Below are 21,093 nucleotides of genomic sequence, written 5' to 3' on the forward strand. Positions count from 1 at the left end.
ACCGACTGGTTGGTTTGTACTTATTAATTTAAAAAAAATAACGGCAGCACATCACTGTCGTTATTTTTTGCCATCACTTAACCGCGTTTTTTCTCCGCGCGCTTAAACTTCTGAATACGCTTTTTCTCACGCATAAGCTTGGCTTTATTTTTCACCACAGGGTTTTTCTTACCTTCATATGGGTTGGCATTTTGTTTGAATTCCACATGCAAAGGCGTACCTTCAAGCTTAAATACATTGCGATAGACATTCTCAAGATAACGCTGATAGCTCTTTGGTAAGGCAGAAGTTTGGTTACCATGAATAACGATCACCGGTGGATTGTGTCCGCCAAGATGTGCATAGCGAAGCTTGATGCGGCGTCCAGAGACCATCGGCGGTGGATGATTTGCCACAGCATCTTCTAGGATACGCGTCAGCTGATTGGTTGATACCTTAAACATCGATGCGTCATATGCCTTGTGGATTGATGGGTACAGATTGCCCACGCCATTGCCATACAGGGCTGAGATCAGATGGATTTTCACCCACGGCACGAAATTGAAACGGCGATCAATCTCAATTTTCACAATGTCTTTTTGTTCTTGGGTTAAGCCATCCCATTTATTGATCGCAACGACAATCGCGCGCCCTGCATCGAGCGCATAGCCCAGCATATGCAAATCTTGATCAACAATCCCTTCTTTGGCATCGATCACCACGACGACGACATTGGCATCTTTGATGGCTTGCAAGGTCTTGACGACCGAGAATTTCTCCACTTTCTCATCAATGCGACCACGGCGACGCACACCCGCTGTATCGATCAAGACATAATTGCGCCCTTCGCGTTCAAACGGAATATAAATACTGTCGCGCGTCGTCCCCGGCATATCAAAGACCACCACGCGCTCTTCGCCAAGTAAGCGGTTCACCAGTGTTGATTTACCGACATTCGGACGACCAATAATGGCAAGCTTCAGGGCTTGCTCATCAAGCTCATCACCCTCTTCATCTTCAGGCATATCAGCGGTCAAGGCTTCAAGCAGGTTATTTACGCCCTTGCCGTGACTTGCCGCCATCGGAAATGGCTCGCCAAAGCCCAAGGCGAAAAATTCAGCTGAGCTTGCTTCATGCACGCCATCCATCTTGTTCGCGACCAGATACACAGGCTTGCCAAGGCTGTGCAAAAAGCGCGCAATCTCACTATCAGCACCAATCATGCCCACGCGCGCATCAACGACGAACACCACGATGTCCGCTTCATGGATCGCGGTATATGACTGCGTCGCCATATAATCATCGATATTGCCCGTGCCGTCATCCATCTCACCGATACCGCCTGTATCAACGACGATGAATGATTTGTTTTCATAATGAGCGTCGCCATATTGACGGTCGCGGGTCAGACCTGCAAGGTCAGCCACCAATGCTTGACGGCTTTTGGTCAGCTGATTGAATAATGTGGATTTGCCGACATTGGGACGACCAATCAAGGCAACGACAGGTTTTATGCTCATATAAAAACTCTTAACTTTTTATCAATGAATCATACAATCAAAATGAGATTGATGATTATTTTTTAAACAAAATATAAAAACGGCAAAACCTTTGTTGCCAATGACAACAAAGGAATGCTAATAATAGCCACAAAAGCCTAATTCGCTTTAGCTTTTATGGCTATAAAATGACTTAGAACTGATAAATGCTGACCACGCCATTGGCACTTTGGGTGTATAGGCGATTGCCATAGACTTGTAAGCTGGTCAATTCATGCTTGCTATCGACACGGCTGATGATTTTACCCATGGTGTCAAACACATGGATGATGCCATCTTTGTCACCGACAGCGATATATTGACCGATGGTGACAGGATTGGTCAGACCACGGAATTTCAAATCGCTGTTACGCCACAGCACATCACCAGTGATGCGATCAAAGGCGATCACTTCGCCATCGACGCTAGCACCGATTACTGCACTGCCAAGCACACTCACGCCTTGGATGGTGGCAAGCTCACTGACAAACATGGTGCGACCTGTCGCCATGTCAAAGCCAACCAACTGACCGCTGTAGCTTGCTGCATATAGATGCTGACCTGCGACGATCGGTGTGCCATCAACATCACGCAGCTTGGCGATATCGCCCGAGCCTGCCGCCAGACCGACACGGCGCACCCACACAGGTGAACCGCTTGCAGCATCAATCGCGTGGATACGACCATCTGCCGCACCGATCAATGCTGTCTTGACATCAACCATGATCGGTGCTGCCATACCACGAATGCTCAGGCTTGGTGCTTGGCTGCTGTACTGCCAATCGATCGCACCTGTGGCAAGATTTAGACCATAGACCACGCTGCCATTGGTTGATACGATGACTTTGCCATTATTAATCAGTGCAGGTGCAAGGCTTGCTGATGGCAGCTGTGCCGTCCAGCGTGTTTGACCTGTCGCGCGATCCAGTGCCACGACAGCACCTTGACGCGTACCCACGACCACCGTATCGCCTGACACCGCCACACCACTGGTGATGGCATCATTGACATTGGCTGCCCAAGCTAGCTGACCACCATCAAAGGCACTGACTACACCACCACGGCTGGCGGCGATATAGCCTGTTTCAGTTTGAGCGATTTTTAGATCCACCACATCTTTATCTTTGGCTTTGTTGCGCTTAAAAGTCGATGTGCCCTGCTCAAGCTTGGTACTGGCAACTTGGCTTAATACCGCAACAGATTGCTCAAGCTTAACCAGTTTGGTCGGCTTTCTTGGATCTTCTTGAAAAATGCGCTTACCTGCACTACAGCCGACCATCGCGACCGCCAGTGTAGCAACCAAAGCTGTTTTGATAAAAGCTTGAGACATACCGTATCCTTTGAATGAAATAAAATGCAAAACGATTTTATTATAGCGTTTTGTTGCTAAGCACTAATTGCCAGTTTGTGTAGTTTGTGTTTCTGCTGACGCATCAGCTACTGCTTGTGCAGGCTCGGCGACATCTTGTTCACCTTGCACTTCTGCTGCTTGCTGTGTCGGCTGATTGACAATCGGCGTTGGCACTTCGATCGGATCAACAATCACGCCCAATGCTTGTAGTTTTAGACTCAGCACTGCACGATTTTCTTGGCGTGCTTTTAGCAGATCCCAAGCAGCAAGATAAGCTTTTTTGGCAGATTCTGTGTCATTTTTTGCCACAGCGATATCGCCCAACAGTTCTTGGCGTGATGGCTCGAATGCTTCAGGCATCGTTTCATTAGCAACCGCTGTCGCACCATCGATGTCATTATTAGCTAGCATGGCGCGTGCATAGCGAATTTTGGTAATCGCTGCCAAGCCTTCATCACCCGTATCGATGGCTGTAGCCTGACTCAGTGTCGTCACCGCCCCTGCCAGATCATCATTATCTGTCTGATGGCGCGCCTTGATCATCAGCGCTTGCCATGCATAAGCGGTATCACCATGTTCCGCGACCAACGCATCGATGTCAGCGAACAGCTTGGTTTCTTCTTCAGCGATCAGTTTTTTGGTCGCTTCATCTTGCGCACCATTGGCAGCTGCCAGCACGATTTGGTCATTGCGATCACTGATGACGGTGTATTTGTCCGCTGCCACAGTATCGACCTTGGCATAATGCTTTTGGTAATATTGCCAACCAAAAAACGCTGCCAACACCAACAGCACCGCATAGATGATTTTTTCGCCATGCATTTTTAGGGCGTTGATTGATTGGCTGTCCGCAAAGCCGTTATTTTTCGTTTCAGACATGAGTGTACTCTAAATAAATTTTAAACGCATTATAACACAAACGACAAGGTAGCAGTCAATCACACATCAAAATGATGACTTGCCGCCACACGCACCTGCTCACCCGTCGCCATGGTCTTGACGGTGATTTCGCCCGCTGCCACTTCATCTTCGGCGATGATTACGGTATGCGATGCGCCTGATTTATCCGCCTTTTTCATCTGTGCTCTTAGGCTTGTAGCACTTGCCATTTTTACACGCAAGTTTGGCTGACGATGGCGCAGCTCACTGGCGTATTTCATGCCTTGTACATAGCATTCAGGCGATGCGGTGACAAAGATATCGCATTGCGCTTGTTCATCAAATGGATTCACCGCTTCAATCAACAAAAGCAAGCGCTCAAGCCCCATCGCAAAGCCCACACCAGGCTCAGATTGCTCAGGCTTACCCTTAATGATACCAACCAAGCCATCATAGCGACCACCGCCGCAGACCGTTGCCTGCGAGCCAAGCTTATCTGTGACCCATTCAAAGACAGTCTTATTATAATAATCCAAGCCGCGCACAAGCTTTTCATTAATCTCAAAGCCAATGCCCAAAGCGGTCAAATATTCTTGCACTTTGGCAAAATGCGCTTTGGTATCATCACCCAAAAATTCGCTTAATTTTGGTGCATTTTGTAAAATCGCTTGGGTTTTTTCATCTTTACTGTCCAAGATTCGCAGTGGATTGGTGCTAAGACGACGCTGTGAATCTTCGTCCAGATCCGCCTTGTGCGCGGTCAAATACGCCACCAAAGCCGCTTTGTACGCTTGGCGCTCATCTGATTCACCCAAAGTATTTAATTGTAGTTTTACTTCATGATCAATACCCAGCACCTGCCACATACGATGCGTCATGGCAATCAGCTCAGCATCAGCATCAGGCAGCTCACTGCCAAAACATTCCACACCCAATTGATGGAACTGGCGATAGCGACCTTTTTGCGGACGCTCATAGCGAAACATCGGGCCGATATACCAAAGCTTTGGCGTATCGCCACGCGTCAAATTATGCTCGATCACCGCACGCACCGCACCTGCTGTACCTTCTGGTCGCAAAGTCAATGCAGTCGGTGGTTCGCCCTTGTCAAAAAAGCTGTACATTTCTTTTTCGACGATGTCTGTCGCTTCACCAACACCGCGCGCGAACAGCTGTGTCTCTTCGACGATCGGCAAGCGAATTTGGCTAAAACCGTAGCCATCCAGCACACTGATTAGCTTAGATTCTAGGCGACGCCAATTTGGGCTATCGCTTGGCAAAACATCATTAAAGCCCTTAATCGCGGTAATCTTACTCATGTTTTTTCCTTATAATTTTTTAAAAATTCTACATAAAATTTGACAAAGCACAGCTAGATTTTAGCCCTGCACGCGCAAAATCTCATTGGCGCGATTATCCTGAATTTCTTTGACCTGCGCACGCACCATGGCTTCGATTTCATCAACAAGCTTGGTGGTATCAATCAAATGGCTTTTTTGACCATTGCGATATACAAGGCTATTTGGGCTTGCGCCGACCACGCCAATGGTCGCTTCTTTGGCTTCACCTGGACCATTGACCTTACAGCCAATTACTGACAAATCAAGCGGCTCACGCACATCTTCTAGGCGCGCTTCTAGCTCATTCATCACTTTAATGACATCAAATTCTTGGCGGCTGCAGCTTGGGCAAGCAATAAAATTCACCCCATTTGAGCGAATGCCTAATGATTTTAGAATATCAAAGCCGATTTTAATCTCTTCTTCAGGTTCAGCCGCCAGCGAAATGCGCATGGTATCGCCAATGCCATCAAGCAAAAGACCACCCAAAGCGATTGCTGATTTCACCGTACCGGTACGATACACGCCCGCTTCGGTCACACCTAGGTGTAGCGGATTGTCAATCTGGGCTGAAATCAAGCGATAGGCATCTAAAGTTAAAAATACATTCGATGCTTTAACTGAAATTTTATAATTTTGAAAATCCAGTTTTTCCAAAATATCAATATGACGAAGTGCCGATTCTAGCATCGCTTCACCAGTCGGTTCGCCGTATTTTTTTTGTAAATCTTTTTCTAGTGAGCCAGCATTGACGCCGATGCGAATTGGCACATTATGATGACGCGCTGCAGCGACCACTTCACGCACTTTGGCATCGTTGCCGATATTACCTGGGTTAATGCGCAGGCAGTCAGCACCTGCATCTGCCACAGCGATGGCGATTTTATGATCAAAGTGAATATCAGCAATCAATGGTACTGAAACCTGTTTTTTGATCTCAGCAAATGCAGCCACACTTTCCATTGTCGGTGTCGAAACACGCATCAAATCAGCACCTGCATCGACACAGCGCTGGATCTGCGCGACCGTCGCTGCGACATCACAAGTATTGGTATTGGTCATACTCTGCACGCTGATCGGCGCATCACCACCGATGGCGACATTACCGACATGGATTTTTTTGGTAGGGCGGCGTTTGATAGGATTGTATGCTGACATGGTTATCACTTATTATTTATTCTTAATAAAATTCCGATTTTTCATAACTTTTTATAAAAAATCATTCAGCTGACTGCTGGCGTTTTTCGATGCTTTCTTGCCATTTTTTGGCACGGCGTGTGCGATCCGCCACTTGTCCCACAAGCTGCCCACACGCCGCATCAATATCATCGCCGCGTGTTTGGCGAATGGTGCAAACAAAGCCTGCGTTATTTAAAATATTGCTAAAGGCATGAATGCGGTTGTTACTTGAGCGATCGTATGGTGCGTGCGGAAATGGGTTGAATGGAATTAAGTTGATCTTACTTGGCAAATCTTTTAATAGCGCGACCAATTGGCGTGCGTGCTCATCGCTATCATTGACGCCGGCGAGCATGACATATTCGATGGTGACATGTTTTTTGTGGCGTGGATTTTCATCATAGACATAAGCTTTGGCAGCTTTGATCAGCTCAGATAATGGATATTTTTTATTAATCGGTACAAGCTCATCGCGCAGTGTGTCATTAGGCGCGTGCAAGCTGATGGCAAGTGCAACATCAATATCTTTAGCAAGATCATACATCTTCGGCACGACGCCCGATGTCGATAGCGTGACGCGACGCTTAGAAAGACCAAAGGCATGATCATCCAGCATCAAAGACATCGATGCTACGACAGGCTCGTAATTGAGCAGCGGTTCACCCATGCCCATCATCACCACATTGGTCACGCGGTTCTCACGCTCAGTCGGTGCAACATCTTCCATATAGGACTGATTGGCAACCCACAGCTGACCGATGATCTCGCTTGGGGTCAGATCACGCTCAAAGCCCTGTTTACCTGTACTACAAAATGAACAATCCAATGCACAGCCCACTTGGCTTGAGATACACAAGGTCTTGCGCCCAAATTGCTTATTTTCATCAGCAGGAATCAGCACAGTCTCAACCAGCGAACCCCCTGCCACTTCAAAGACCCACTTACGCGTACCGTCATTACTAAATTCTTTGTACTTGACTTTTGGCGGGATGACGCACGCCGTCTCATGTAGGCGTTGTTGTAGTTTTTTTGAAATATTAGTCATCTCAAAAAAGTCAGTCACGCCAAATTGATAAATCCACTTCATCACCTGCGTCGCACGAAATGGCTTTTCGCCAAGGCTGATAAAAAACGCCGACAGCTCATCTTTGGACATGCCCAAAAGATTGATCTTGCTTTCTTTGGCATCTTCGGCGGTATCAGAGGTATGAATGACTGGGATTTTATTCACGGCAAACTCAAGCTTCACTTTGCAATTAAATGCTCTATTATACTAAATTTTTGGTAGGATTGATAGATTTTTGGTGGTGGTTGTGTGTTTGCTCGTGTGAGTTATAATAAGGCAAAATGAACTGTGTGCCATTGCTCATTTCATATGAAACTCAGAACCAAGCAATACCAATACTTATCAAGCAACAAAAAACCCTTAAAGCTATATACTTCAAGGGTTTTAGGTTATTTTCAAATCCTTTCGGACTGTCAAATGGTACCAGTGGTCGGACTCGAATGAGAATCTTAAGGTATTGATTTTATTAATATTAAATTTTAAAATTTATTTTTTACCCTATTATTTACCCTTATATGTTTTAATGATAGGGTTTCTGAGATAAGGTTATGAAGCGTGATAAATTACAAACCCTTTCTAGCTATCCATTATATTAAACTACAGTAAAATTATAAATTTATATTTAATAAAAATAATATTTATTTATACTAAACTTATATAATTTACTATAAATTTTATCCAAAATAATTACTTTTTCCCAATTTTCATCTATAATAATTAAAATTCACAAATTTTTATATTTTTTAATGATTTTTCATATACGATAATCATTTTTCTCCTATTTTCCATCAATTTATTTAATTTGGCAAGGTTGAGTTATGTATTCATCTATCACAGACCCAATTGGTGCAGTTTGGCTGATTCGCAAGCTTGATCTGGCTGTTTACTCACCTTTATATACTGTCAGTGAGATTGGCAAGAGTCGTATGACGGTCAAGGATGGCGATTTTACCAAACACACTTATCAAGCACGCGTTCGCCCTAGCGATGATGTGATGGCTCATTTGGTATTTCATCTAAAGCATGAAATTGTATCGTTTGAATTATTGGTGCGAGTATTTGAGAAAATTGATCACAAATTGATTGAAGATTATATTAACAGCGAACCAACGGGACAATACGCTCGCAGATTGGGCTTTTTGTATGAATGGTTGATGGATAAGCAGCTGTCAATCACAGCGATCATCGGTGGTAATTATGCGGATGTATTGGATGGTGAACAGTTTGTGGTGGCATCTAGCAGTACAAAAGATACGCGTTGGCGAGTGAATAACAATATTGCGGGTACGCCAAGCTTTGCCCCAGTGGTGATTAAGACCGATGCAGTTAAGGCGGCTATTGAATTTGATATTAAAGACAAGCTTGATAAGATAAGTGAAGAATTTGGCGAAGATTTGATTTTACGCTCATCGGTGTGGATTACCTTGCGTGAGAGTCGTTCAAGCTTTATTATTGAGGGCGAGGGTAAAAAAGAGAATCGCATTGAACGCTTTGCTGCAGTGATGGCAGAACAGGTGGGCAAAGGCGAAATGCCGCTAAATCCCAAAGCTTTGGCAAGGCTGCAACAAGAAATCATCGGCAGAAGCTTGAGCATTGAGACTTTTGGGGTTAGGCAGTCGCCTGTATTTGTTGGCGAGAGTAATTTTCGTGAAAAAAAAGAGATTGTGCATTATATCGCACCGCCACAACAGATGGTGGACGAGCAGTTACAGGGCTTAAGCGAATTTATGGATAAAACCCAAGGGCAATCAAGCATTATGCGTGGTGCTGTGGCTGCTTTTGGCTTTGTGTATATTCATCCTTTAGCAGATGGCAATGGGCGAGTGCATCGCTTGCTGATTAATGATATTTTGCGTAGAGACCGGCAAACCCATGATCCAATTATCCTGCCAATCTCAAAAGCCATCATCGAAGATGGTAGTAGTCGTAAGGCGTATAATCAAGTGCTAGATACCATCTCCAAGGCAGTGATGAAGAGCTTAGATGGTCAATATCAGTTTAAAGAGCATATCCGTTATGCTGATGGCATACGCTCAAATCTTGTGCTGAATGACACAAGCCAAGCCCTACCCCTTTGGCGATATATGGACCTGACGCCCCATGTGGTGTATTTGGCAAATTTACTACAAAAAGTCATCACCGAAGATATGCCCGATGAATCTCGCTACTTACGCCATTATGACAGTATTCGAGAAAATCTTAAAAATATCATCGACATGAGCAATCATGATGCCGATCGAATTATCCGTAGTATCATTGACAATCAAGGAGTCAGAAGTAACAAACTAGTCAAAGAATACCCTATGCTGGCTGATGATGAGTTGTGGAGTGAGCTCGTAACTACCGTAAATCGTAGCAATTTAATTTAAATTTCTTATCAATTAATAATTTTTAATTTAAAAGAATGATCATTTAGATCTCCAAGAGAGAATATATTTGTATTGATTCCAAAATACTCATAAATCACTTTTGTTTTATGAATTAGTCGCTGATCATTACTAATAAACCAATCACAAAGTGATGCAAAGCCAACATGCTCAGAATCTTTTTGAGCGCTAAGAAACTTGTTTTCTTTATGAAGTGACTTATCCACCTTGTATCCAATTAGATTTAAAAAAATCATAAGCAAGCATAATTCTTTCAAATATTTGCCTAGATTCATCATTAATATTGTTAAGAAAAACCTGGAGTAAATCACCATTAATATCACTAAGTGATTGTATATAATCGCTAATTCTTTCGAAAGTGTTCTTACCTTCTATTTTGTTTAAATTATCGTGATTAATTTGACACTCTTTTCGAAGTTGTTGAGATATCCCTTTTTCAGCTCCCATTAAATACAGCTCCTGATAAAAGCGTTCAAGTCCTGACTTAACAACTGGTACTTGTTTTAACAATTCCTCCAAATGCTTTTCACTATCTGAAACAAATTTGCCAAATAGTGCTTTTTCATGTTTTGAATAAATTTCTTTTTCCAAATCCACCCTAAGTATATCTCGGCAATTACCAATATATTTTAGCAATAAGAATAATTCATTTATTTGTCCTTCAACCTGTTTGCTTGGAGTGTCTATTTGGCTGTAATTCACCATGCCTATTTTCAAAGTATTGATAAGCATATTCTCAAAAGGCAAGATGTCTTCAATATATTTGATGTATGCCTCATACGAGTTAACATTCCATCGCATAAAGTATTGCTGAGTACCATCAAATTCCAAAGTATTAGTTAAAAATTTTGCACTCAATTTATCAAGCAAATCAAGAAAATCATGCAAATATCGAGAATTGTTAGAGTTTGAGCCCGCCTTATGAATTTCAGACAACGTTGTAGGTGAGTAGCAAATTATCCAATTTTGGGATAAATAATCCATTAATTGATCTGATGCTTCTTTTAATAAACAATCCAAGATATTTTGATCTAAATAAACAGATGGTTTATCCATTGGTGTTAAATTTCCTTGCGGCAAATTTGAAACAACTGGCTTTTTTTAATATTTAGTTCAATAATCCGAGAAAGACAATTGATTTCATTCGGAGTATTTTTCTGTGCCGACTGCATTAAATGCTTGGTATCAATCAGCAAGGTGTGAATTTTGGTGTATTCTTGACCATCTGTAATAGATAGATCGGAGTCAGCATACCCGATGTAATGATAGACGGAATTGCTTTTGAATTTTAGATGGTCGTAGGGTAGTAGGAATGCATTTCGAATTTTATTTGGAGAAATCTTTAGCTTTTCTCCTTTTCGTGCTATGTATTGTGCATACACAACCTGCTTGGCGATAGACGACATCTCGGGCAGGTGTTTTGGTTGTTTAGTCTCGCCATATCGGTAATATTTGGCATCGATAACATATAGAAACCCATCCATCGTTTTCATGATAGTGTCTGGGTACAGATCATTCGATAGTGCTTGAGATTGGTCGTTAAAATGCCATATTGCCTGTGGGAAATACTGTTTTTTAATATCACCAGTTTCAGTGCCATAAACCTTATCAATTAGTAACTCCCAAACTTGCTCAAATCGATTTGTCCCAAATCGAAATTCTTGAGATTGGTCACTTTGTTGATCAATATTTTGGAGCACTTGTAGCATGCTTTCAAATAACAGCTTTTCCGAATCTTTATTGGTCTTATGCAAACGCTCGCGAAGCGTTGTAACAAATAATTCTTCATAAAAAGGTATATTTGGTTTTTGGGGTGTTGATAACCCATAATACCATCCCATTTTTATCAAGCTTTCATATACGCAATGTTTACTAATTTGTGTAATTAGTAACTCATCATTAGTTTGGTGTATTCGAGTTTGCATTTTAAGATAAACCGCACCATTATCTTGGATGATCGGCTTTTCTTTTTTAATGGTTCGGCCCCAATTCACCTTGCCCGATGTTCTACTTGCATAATAAATTTCTCGATCGTAGTAATAGCCATTTCGTAAGTAATCTTCAATGACAATCATGTAAGAACTCAAAGGGAATCCTAAAATCTTATCACTATTTGCATGCAAAACGCCAAGGTCTTCAACTTGTTTTTGAAATCTTGATAGTGTTTGCATAAGCAAAAGCACATCTTTCTCATTAACTCCTTCAAGACGGTATCCATAAGGAAAGGTGATTTTAGGCTTGGCTGTGCGTGTGTCAGCATCCCATGTAAATGAGATTCCTACAAACTCTTCTCTGCTTGTTGTATTCGAACAATACTCGGAGAAATCTTGAGTCATGATTATTACTCGTTTTCATCCTTAGAGTCTGCAAAGACAAATTCACCGCTAGCGTCAGCTACATCTTCAGTGCTTGGTTTTGGGCTGCTTAGCAAACTTTGGCGAACGCTTTCAATGAAAATATTAAATTTTGCACTTCCAACGCCATTATTGAACTCTTTCAATACTTGGTCTAAGCTATCCAAATCATCTCTGAACAACTCTGATTTCTTAAACTTAAAGACATCATCCCAAAGGTATTTAATGACTTTCTCGGCAAATGGGCAAGAACCGTCCTGTATGGTTAGTTCGTGGGGTTTGACAAAGTATGCTCCAAGTCGCTTATCTTCAGAAGATAGTGTATTCTTATTTGATTGCAAAATGATGGTGTTAAGTTCTGTATTGAATTTGTCCCAAGTCACACCTGTATCACCAATGACTACATTTCTGAAACCACACTGCTCAATATTATTTTCCATCATCTGCATTGTCCATCGTCTTTGGAATGCTGTATCAAGAGTGAACACATTTTGGTCGGCTGTATTCATGGTTGCATAGATGGATAGGTTGCTAGGGATATAAATCATGTTATTCTGAATTTTAAGATTTCCGTTGGAAACCTTGCTATCGGAGTTCTGATCTAAGGTATCATTGATAAATCCTGCAATCAAATCGTTTGAAATTTTGTATTCGCTCTCACCTTTGCTATTACGGTCAAGCAACTGGAAGATTTCACCAAAAATAGCAGGCGCATTTCCGCGGTTAATCTCTTCAATCACTAAATAGTGGTGTTGATCTGGATTATCAAAAGCCTTTTTAAGAATGCGAGTGAATGGACCCGCCTTAAATTCATAGGTAATCCCGACATCTTTTTTAACCGTGGGCAAAATTTGACCAATAAAGTCTGCATTAAGATAGTCGGGATGAAAAACCACTCGCTCAATGCGATGTTCATTTTCACCGTTGAGATTGTTTAGTTGCTGGTTTACATAATAACTTTTTCCAACACCTGCAACTCCGTAGAGGAGAAGGTTTTGCGGATCGGATTGTTCGGATTGACTAGATAAAGGAATCAATGCACTATCTGATTGCAGGAATTGACCATAGTTGTCTTTATTAAAGCTACTTGGATCTTGCTCAAAAAAATATAGTTTTTGAGCAATTTCTTTAATTCTGTCAATTTTCAGTTTTATATAACCTGACTCACTGAAGTCTAAAGTCTCTAGCTGTTTTAAAGCCTGTATTAAACGATTATCTACTTTTTCTTTATATTGAATAAACTGTCTTTCTATAGAAACTTTGTCGTCATCTTGACGCAATGATTGGATAAGCAGTAGTGTATCTAAAAATCCTTCAAATGTTTTAGTAGTTGCAACAAAATATCGATATTCAAAATCTGAGATTTTTGGATCTTGACCAGATAGGTATAACTCAAGGAGTATTTTATACAAGAGCATTACTGGATATAGGCGATACTCAGAACGGGTACTTTCGAACTGCTCATCAATTTCCGAACTAATAAACATTTTTTCTATTTGTCGTTGAACAATATCTTGATAAGTTTGGATATCTTCAAACTTTCCATTACAGCGCTGCTTAATCTCATTGTACACAGATGTGATCTGAGATTGTTCATACGGATTTGAATTCGTAATTAGCCCAAAAAAGACAGCAACTCTCAATGCTCTGTGCGTGGTTGTAATATTTAAATGCAAGCTTTGATTTAACCGCTCAGCCTTGCTTTTAATAAATTGCTCAAGATTCTTAGCTTGCGATGAGGTATTTTGATATTCTTGTAAAAAATCAACCAAATAGCACAAAGCCACAAATGAAGTTTCTTGTTTGACGATATACCAACACGCACCTTTCTGCATATCCTGTAATTCATTCAGTTTGTTTTGCAAAAACTCATTCATAGTGTTACCTCGTTAATCCTAATTGATTTAATAACCCATCAATACCAAACAATCTATTATAGTCGCGAAATTTTGCCAAGCCTTCACCAAAATTTCCCACATTATCGTCTTGATTATTTAGATCATACCAGTCTGCATAGCCTTTAATTGTTGCTTCGGTGATACTATTTAAATCAATGGTTTTTTGTTCGGAATGACTATCTTTTCCGTTTAAATGCACCGCTACATAAAAGTTTTTAGGTGTATTTGTAAATTGTTGCATGTTTATCAAAAGTTTTTTGTGGATAGGTCTAAATCCTGTTTTAATGTCAATGCTACGACCATTAATTTCAAAATCAAAACCATCAGTATTTCCCTGACCTGGATAAATTTTAAACATATCTTCAATATTTGGATAGAAGTGATGATAATGAAGATATTCCAAAAAAGCCAACTCTCCCAATTTGCCAACATAAGTTCTTTGTATTTCTAATTTTTGCTGCAATTCAGGATCAGTCTTTGCAACATCGGGAACAAGCCTAGAATACTGATTGTTAGAAAGGATAATTCCGTCAGCAAATTTTAAAGCTTTTCTTTTCATTACTTCTGTAATATCAATAATGTAACAATTAACATTATTGCCTTTTCTATTTTCTGTAATTACTCTCATGTCGAAGCCTCCTCACTTAAAATCAATTTGGTAAACTCAGCCCAAAAATACCCCAACTTGGGAGGGACTGCGTTGCCAATCTGACGGCAAATTGAAGATTTGTTCCCATAAAAAATAAATTCATCTGGAAAAGATTGTATTCTTGCCGCCTCTCTTGGTGTAAGAGTTCGGTTTTCTTTAGGGTGAATAAACCGACCGCCGCTTGGCGTGTCAAATCTTGTAGTAATTGTAGGCGCTATATCATTCCAATGCAACCGCCCATATGCGCCACTATGTACAGATTTAATTTCTTCATTCAACACAGTAAAGTTTTCCCCATTTCCAATTTTTTGCATTCTCTCTATAGCAACCTTTGAATGATTGGGTGTATTGTGATTGAATATATGCTTATGCTTAGAACTTAGATAATGTTGGTATCTAGTAACTGCCTCTGGATTCTCCACTTTACCATCTTCAGTAGTTCCGCATAAATTTGCTATGGCATCGTGGACGGTTGTTGCATCAAAGAAACTGGGGTTTTTTTGAATGATTATATCCCTAGTTTTATTTAATTCATTCTCAAAGTTTATCTTACGATCCAATACCCCTATAATAAACAACCTTTCTCTGCCTTGAGGAATTCCATAATTAGATGCCTTTAACACTGTGTGATATAAAGAATACCGGCAACCGTCCAATAAACTTTTATCAGAAAAAATCTCAATTATTTCATTGAAAATTTTACCCTTTTCCATAGTCAGTAAGCCTTTAACATTTTCCATAATGAACATTTTTGGCTTAACTGTTTTTACTATGCTAAAATAATGTCGGAATAGCTGATTACGAGGATCGTCTATAAACCCTTGTCTAATTCTCGCTCCTGCCATAGAAAAACCCTGACAAGGAGGTCCGCCAATAATAATATCAGCTTCGTTAAGGTGAAAAAAACTACCATTATCAACATTTTTAATATCATCAACAATAAGCTTTGTTTTTGGGTGATTTTTTTGATAAGTTTCTGCGATACTTTTATCAAATTCAACAGCTTTAATAACCTCCAATCCGTTTTGAAGGAATCCAGTAGAAAATCCACCACAGCCTGCAAATAAATCAATTACTTTTAGAGACATCAAAACCCGTCCTGTATTTTAAAGCAAAATTTTTAATGTATGTCACTTCATCTGATTCCAAACCATACAAACGACCAATAGCGTCGTCAATTTTATGGATCTCATTAAGACAGAGCTTGTGTTTATATTCATAATCAACTTGTTTTGTACCAACATATTTCTTTGTATTTGCAAGTCTAACTTCTAAATTTTGTGCAAGCTCTGAAAATGTTTCCATATCAATTTGTGCAAGATCTGGAATGTAAAAATTCTTAAGCTCTTTTTGCGTAATGTGCCAGCAGTCTGAAACCACCACCCAAAACCACCAAAATAAAGACGAGTTCAATAGACACATGCCAAACTCAGAAGATTGTTTATCAAAAAAATTAAATTGCTTGTACTCACCTCCGAGATGCGGTTTCAAAAAGGCTTTGACCCAAAATGTAGTACGCATATTAAGCGATACCGAAAACAGGCTGTTGCCTTTTGTTTCTTTGGTCAAATAATCAAGTAAGCTATTATTATGGTTTAAAATTTTTTTATAAATTCTTGCATCGTAAATGCTCCCCAATTTTGGAATAAAACCGTGATCATCAAAATAATTGATTGCAATTTCAGTTTCAGAAAACAACCTTTCTCTTTCAGATTTATACCAGTATTGGTAGTTGCTAGTATAGACAGTTTGATTTATGGGGTCATTGCTTTTTCTACCGACAATTATGCAGAGTTTCTGATGTACACCAGCAAACAAACAATCTGGACGGTCTGAATAACTTAGTATAAATAATTTATTCAACTTTTTCATTAAGCTTGTTCGCAGCTTTTTCATCCTTGGGGTCGATATAAATGAAATAGGAATAATAAACCCCATAATACCATTTTCCTCCAGTAGCATTAGGGTATTCATCACAATGTTCGCATAAATGTTGCCATACTTTTCAGTAATATTCAATCCGCTTTTACTGTCTTCCACATATGGTGGATTTCCTATAGCATAATCATATTTGAATCGTTCATTTTTTGCCACAGATACACTATCAACAAAATCATACTCTTTAAAATTTGAGTTTAGAATATCCAGAATATTTACAGGTGCAGATGCGTATAAATGGTTTTTAATGTATAACCATATTCTTAATTTGGTAATGGCTATTGATTCGGTATTTATATCATTTCCATGCAGTGTCATTAGAATTTTTTGTAAATCATCTGAATTAACCGATTTTATACCGCTTAATAGTTTTATTTTAATATCCAAGACTGACAGTAAAAATTCGCCCGTTCCACATGTGGGTTCAAAAAATGTTTTTTCAAAGCAAAAGTCTAGTATCTCATTCTTTTTTATTAAGTCAATGTTATTGGTTAATACATTATTTTCAATATAGGAATAATCCAACTTTAGAGCTGTTATGACTATGAAGTCAACTACATCCTTCGGAGTGTAGTAAACACCCCGCTTTTTTCGTAGTGATTCTTTTTCATTTACCGACTGTAGATAGTTTTGGATTTTATCGTAATCCATATTGGGGGTTAAGTCCGAATACTTCCCTATATTTTGTAAATGCAAGCAGATTTCATAAAGTTGTCTGATTGTTAATTCATCATTTTTTTTCACCAAGATTAGTTGGTTTTCAATTAAATTTACAATATAATTTTTCAAATTAAACCTCAATACATCAGGCTATAAGTTTAGGTTTGTTCAAGATGGGTTTATTTATTAATTAATAGAACAGGTCATTCGACTATTATTTACCAAGCAAATCACCGAATTTAAACAGTTATTTGGTGAAATCGAATCTTATTATATTAAATCAAGGTCTCATAGATAATTGCGAGCTATATTACCAAACTTTTAACTATAATGCATGTCTATTTAAATACAATGATCTTTTTGTTTACCCAACCCTTAACAACTCATCCCACCGTGTTGTAAACCTTTGACTCATAAAGCCCCGATTCATCTGCCAGTCATCAGACAGTTTTTGTGAGCCTAAAATCAGCTTTCCCTTGCCAAATTGCTTGTTAATGGCATCCAGTGTTTGCATCAGATGTTGATTTTCTAAATGCTCAAATTCATCTTGTTGTGCAAATAAATCATACTGCACACGATGGATGGATTCAATCCCACCCAATTCAATACCGCACTTTTTGTAGTGATAGCCTTGTTTGTATAGGATTTTAAGCAGTTTTTGGGCATGTTGGTTTAACACTCGAGTATCATTACTACCTTTAGTAAGAGCAATGGTCTTTTTACCATAGTACTGTTGATGATTGCCAAATGGATTGGTTTGGATAATGACTGTCAGTGTATGAGCTAGAGTGTTTTGTTCTCTGAGCTTTTGGGCACCACTAGCGATATGATAAGCGATGGCTGATTGCAATGGCTCAATCTCACTAATTGCCTTAGCAAAGCTTCTGCTTCTAATGATGTGTTTCTTTGACTCTTCAATCTCAAGTCCTGCACAAGGTTTGCCGTTCATCTCTTGCCATGTTCTTTGGGTGGTGACGCTAAAATGATGCTTGATAAGATGTCTGTCAGCATCGACAAAGTCTTTGGCAGTGGTGATGCCTAATTGCTTAAGCTGTAGTGCTGTTTGACTGCCAATGCCCCATATTTCATCCACCGCTTGGCTTGCCAAGGCTCTGTGTTGAATGTCTTTTGACCAATCATCCCAAACCACGACACCGCCAAAGTGCTGTGGATAGCTTTTGGCAAGGTGATTGCAGAATTTAGCAAGTGTTTTAGTTGGTGCAATACCGACACAAGTAGGGATACCAACCCATTGCCAGACTCTGCTTTTAATCTCTTTGCCAAGCTTTAGTAAATCTACTTGATTAATCCCTGTTAAATCCGCAAAACACTCATCAATCGAATAAATCTCAATAGCAGGGACAAGGCTTGCAATGGTGTTCATCATCCGAGCAGAGATATCACCATAGAGCTCATAATTACTTGAAAAGGCGATGACTTTACCGCGATACACCAGCTCTTTGATTTGAAAATATGGCACGCCCATTTTAATGCCAAGTGCTTTGGCTTCAGCCGTGCGAGCCACTACGCAGCCGTCATTGTTTGATAAAACAACCACAGCTTTGTTTTTAAGCTTAGGGTTAAAAATCCGCTCACAAGAGCAATAAAAGCTATTGCCATCAATCAGTGCGTACATGAAATATCATCTTGAAAAAAGTTACCGATATGATACTGTAAAGTTTATCAGATTGCAATTTGAAATTGGTAACTCTTTTCAATATGAACAAGTTAAGTTATATTGATAGCTATCGCTTACGCACATCCTTAATCACATGCATTACCACACCAACAATGGCAAGTTCATCACCATCGCTAAAGGTGTAATTGGGATAGCTTTCATTATCACGACTGTTTTCAGAATGTAGTTCGACACATCCATCATCCAAGATATGCAATCGCTTGATGGTGTATTCAGAACCTAAATCCGCCATGACAATATCTCGATGACTTGGGGTGATGGCACGATCAATGACCAATAAATCATCTTTATCAATCCCGGCATCCAGCATCGAATAACCGCCACAGCGAGCAATGATGGTGGACGAAGGATTGCGTACCAAATACTCATTAAAATCCAAATAATCTTCGATATAACCCTCAGCAGGAGAAGCAAAGCCTGCAGGGATTTTCTCCGTGGCGATGGGTAAGTCAAGCTTAGTTGGATTGGGGTGTACGACAAGCGCATCTAATGGTACAGAACCTGTAGTCAATACCACACCCAATTTACCTGCTTTATTCTTTTGAATTAAAGACTCTACCATCGGCAATAAGTTTCTAGGGATCTTCTTCGCCACAGGACTACCAAAAGGCGATGGCTTACGACCACTGCCTGCACGGCGACCGCCATGAGTGGATTTGGGACGAGATTCGGATTTGGTATCATCTAATTGGGTCATGGTGGTGTCTTGAAAAAGGTTTCGGTTATCATAAATTTTTCAGTTTGTTTAGTCAAGTGTTTATTGGGCTGTATTAAGCGAAAAAAAATAACCCCACCTAAGTGGGGTTGTAAATCATTGGATCGTTAGCTTGCATCGCTAAATTTGCTTTCAAGCCAAGCCGCAATTTGATCAGCTCGCCAAACCACGCTCCTTTCAGTCAGCTTGATCTGCTTTGGAAAGGTGGGGTCGTAGCGTTTCGACTTTTCATCCATGATTTCATAGATGGTAGAACGGCTTAAGCGTGTGATTTGTATCACATCCTTAAGTCGCATCATTTGTGGTACTTGAGCTGTACCAAATTGGTCAAGTGGATTTGAAAATTTGGTTTGTGTTGCGTTATTTGTCATCTCGGATTCTCCAGTAAGTTATTGCAGGAGTTAGTTCCTACATAACAAATCAAAGTCCAGTAAATTTTTACAACATCCCATAAAGTCCAGTAGCATCTTATGCACTGGACTTTATGCCATCAACTGACTGGTTTAACAGACTGTCGCAATCCAAACTCCATTGCTTGCCAATCTTCTAACTGTTTAGGATTAAGTTTCCCTAATTGTGTTTCGGGCTGCGCACTTGGGTTGCGTACTTCATCCGACTGCTCAACTTCATGATAAAACTCCTGACTAATTAACAAACCATCTTCACTATCAATCTCAAACTGTGAATTGGTATATCCTGCCTTAGCACTTTGTTCAAGTGCGGCTTGATTGAAGCCATGCTCAGAAAGATCGTCATTGATAGCTTGTGCCTTAGCAATTGATTCTTTCAGCGTAATACCATCTTGCAAAGTAAGATCAACATAGTAAATCGGCGTGCGATAACTTTGAGTGGTTGATTTACCACGAATCACCAATTGCAATGGTAGGCAAGATAGTTTGTTATTGGATGCAGCAGCATAATAGCTCAATCTCGCCATCAGCGTACGAATGGAGTTATAGCCTGTGGTGCGAAACACAAATGCACCAAGCTCATCACTGTCATCCAAATTCACATACAGTCGTCCAAACAGCTTACAATTGCCATTTTGCCCAAGTGGGCAATTCTCTGGACTGGGACAGGGTAGGTTTTCTACCCCGTTATTTGTCCGTCTTTGGCATATCTCACCATTGCCGACACACATCGGTCTGCCTGTTTGTCGATCAAATAGCGTGTATTCTGCTCGTAAATTCAGTTCTGGCGTGTTAAACAGCATTCGTACAGGTATTTGGCGCAGCTTACCGTTGGCGCTATGCTTGCGTAGTTTCTCATCTATGGGATGATTAACCCAGCCGTCTTTGCCTTGGATTTGACTGGTGATGGTGAATTGATCGTCTTTTTGTGGCATACGCTTGCCATTTTTCTCGACCACTTTACCAATGCTAATTCTGCCTAATACAGGTGGAGTGATGGCTAAACCTTTAATCATGGGATGACTCCTTATATAACTTGATTTATTTGATA

18 protein-coding genes are annotated in these 21,093 nt (G+C 40.3%); 1 reads left to right on the top strand and 17 read right to left on the bottom strand.

Features of this window, described 5'->3' with window-relative positions:
• Positions 1–77 precede the first annotated feature (77 nt).
• From der to rlmN, 6 genes are all read right to left on the bottom strand, one after another.
• A complete protein-coding gene (der, locus tag NGM44_RS01280; protein WP_253223885.1) occupies positions 78–1,499 on the bottom strand; it encodes a ribosome biogenesis GTPase Der in 1,422 nt (473 codons plus the stop codon).
• A 172-nt stretch (positions 1,500–1,671) separates the two neighbouring features.
• Positions 1,672–2,847, bottom strand: a complete 1,176-nt coding sequence (gene bamB, locus NGM44_RS01285) for an outer membrane protein assembly factor BamB (RefSeq protein WP_253223886.1) — start codon at positions 2,845–2,847, stop codon at positions 1,672–1,674.
• Positions 2,848–2,910: 63 nt separating this feature from the next.
• Complete coding sequence (locus tag NGM44_RS01290) at positions 2,911–3,747, bottom strand: tetratricopeptide repeat protein (protein ID WP_253223887.1); 837 nt, start codon at positions 3,745–3,747, stop codon at positions 2,911–2,913.
• 59 nt (positions 3,748–3,806) lie between these two features.
• Complete coding sequence (gene hisS, locus NGM44_RS01295; protein WP_253223888.1) at positions 3,807–5,066, bottom strand: histidine--tRNA ligase; 1,260 nt, start codon at positions 5,064–5,066, stop codon at positions 3,807–3,809.
• Between the two features lie 60 nt (positions 5,067–5,126).
• The gene (ispG, locus tag NGM44_RS01300) at positions 5,127–6,245 is read right to left on the bottom strand and encodes a flavodoxin-dependent (E)-4-hydroxy-3-methylbut-2-enyl-diphosphate synthase (RefSeq protein ID WP_253223889.1); all 1,119 of its coding nucleotides are present in this window, start codon (positions 6,243–6,245) and stop codon (positions 5,127–5,129) included.
• Between the two features lie 61 nt (positions 6,246–6,306).
• Entirely contained in the window at positions 6,307–7,497 is a 1,191-nt protein-coding gene (gene rlmN / locus NGM44_RS01305; protein WP_253223890.1) for a 23S rRNA (adenine(2503)-C(2))-methyltransferase RlmN, read from the bottom strand.
• A 653-nt stretch (positions 7,498–8,150) separates the two neighbouring features.
• Here rlmN and NGM44_RS01310 point away from each other — a divergent pair.
• A complete protein-coding gene (locus tag NGM44_RS01310) occupies positions 8,151–9,701 on the top strand; it encodes a Fic family protein (RefSeq protein WP_253223891.1) in 1,551 nt (516 codons plus the stop codon).
• 8 nt (positions 9,702–9,709) lie between these two features.
• On the opposite strand, the gene NGM44_RS01315 is transcribed toward NGM44_RS01310, so the two are convergent.
• The 11 genes from NGM44_RS01315 to NGM44_RS01365 form a co-directional block, all read right to left on the bottom strand.
• The gene (locus NGM44_RS01315; protein ID WP_253223892.1) at positions 9,710–9,925 is read right to left on the bottom strand and encodes a hypothetical protein; all 216 of its coding nucleotides are present in this window, start codon (positions 9,923–9,925) and stop codon (positions 9,710–9,712) included.
• Positions 9,918–10,775, bottom strand: coding sequence for a hypothetical protein (locus NGM44_RS01320; RefSeq protein ID WP_253223893.1), 858 nt, complete (start codon positions 10,773–10,775; stop codon positions 9,918–9,920). The genes NGM44_RS01315 and NGM44_RS01320 overlap by 8 nt, the downstream gene beginning before the upstream one ends.
• A 5-nt stretch (positions 10,776–10,780) precedes the next feature.
• Positions 10,781–12,055: an LlaJI family restriction endonuclease gene (locus NGM44_RS01325; protein WP_253223894.1), complete on the bottom strand. Its 1,275-nt coding sequence runs from the start codon at positions 12,053–12,055 to the stop codon at positions 10,781–10,783.
• A 5-nt stretch (positions 12,056–12,060) separates the two neighbouring features.
• Positions 12,061–13,950 carry an McrB family protein gene (locus NGM44_RS01330; protein ID WP_253223895.1) on the bottom strand — a complete coding sequence of 630 codons (1,890 nt, stop codon included), beginning with the start codon at positions 13,948–13,950 and terminating at the stop codon, positions 12,061–12,063.
• Between the two features lie 4 nt (positions 13,951–13,954).
• Positions 13,955–14,599, bottom strand: coding sequence for a hypothetical protein (locus tag NGM44_RS01335; protein WP_253223896.1), 645 nt, complete (start codon positions 14,597–14,599; stop codon positions 13,955–13,957).
• Complete coding sequence (locus tag NGM44_RS01340) at positions 14,596–15,708, bottom strand: DNA cytosine methyltransferase (RefSeq protein ID WP_253223897.1); 1,113 nt, start codon at positions 15,706–15,708, stop codon at positions 14,596–14,598. Before NGM44_RS01340 ends, NGM44_RS01335 begins: the two co-directional genes overlap by 4 nt.
• Positions 15,689–17,347 (bottom strand): Eco57I restriction-modification methylase domain-containing protein, encoded by a 1,659-nt coding sequence (locus tag NGM44_RS01345; RefSeq protein WP_253223898.1) that lies wholly within the window; start codon positions 17,345–17,347, stop codon positions 15,689–15,691. The genes NGM44_RS01340 and NGM44_RS01345 overlap by 20 nt, the downstream gene beginning before the upstream one ends.
• Before the next feature lie 235 nt (positions 17,348–17,582).
• Positions 17,583–18,854 carry a Y-family DNA polymerase gene (locus NGM44_RS01350; RefSeq protein WP_253223899.1) on the bottom strand — a complete coding sequence of 424 codons (1,272 nt, stop codon included), beginning with the start codon at positions 18,852–18,854 and terminating at the stop codon, positions 17,583–17,585.
• Positions 18,855–18,963: 109 nt separating this feature from the next.
• Positions 18,964–19,614 carry a LexA family transcriptional regulator gene (locus NGM44_RS01355; RefSeq protein WP_253223900.1) on the bottom strand — a complete coding sequence of 217 codons (651 nt, stop codon included), beginning with the start codon at positions 19,612–19,614 and terminating at the stop codon, positions 18,964–18,966.
• A 125-nt stretch (positions 19,615–19,739) separates the two neighbouring features.
• Complete coding sequence (locus tag NGM44_RS01360) at positions 19,740–20,003, bottom strand: AlpA family transcriptional regulator (RefSeq protein ID WP_253223901.1); 264 nt, start codon at positions 20,001–20,003, stop codon at positions 19,740–19,742.
• 119 nt (positions 20,004–20,122) lie between these two features.
• Complete coding sequence (locus NGM44_RS01365; protein ID WP_253223902.1) at positions 20,123–21,058, bottom strand: hydrolase or metal-binding protein; 936 nt, start codon at positions 21,056–21,058, stop codon at positions 20,123–20,125.
• Between the last annotated feature and the right edge of the window lie 35 nt (positions 21,059–21,093).

The organism is Moraxella sp. FZFQ2102 (assembly GCF_024137865.1).
Classification (GTDB): Bacteria; Pseudomonadota; Gammaproteobacteria; order Pseudomonadales; family Moraxellaceae; genus Moraxella.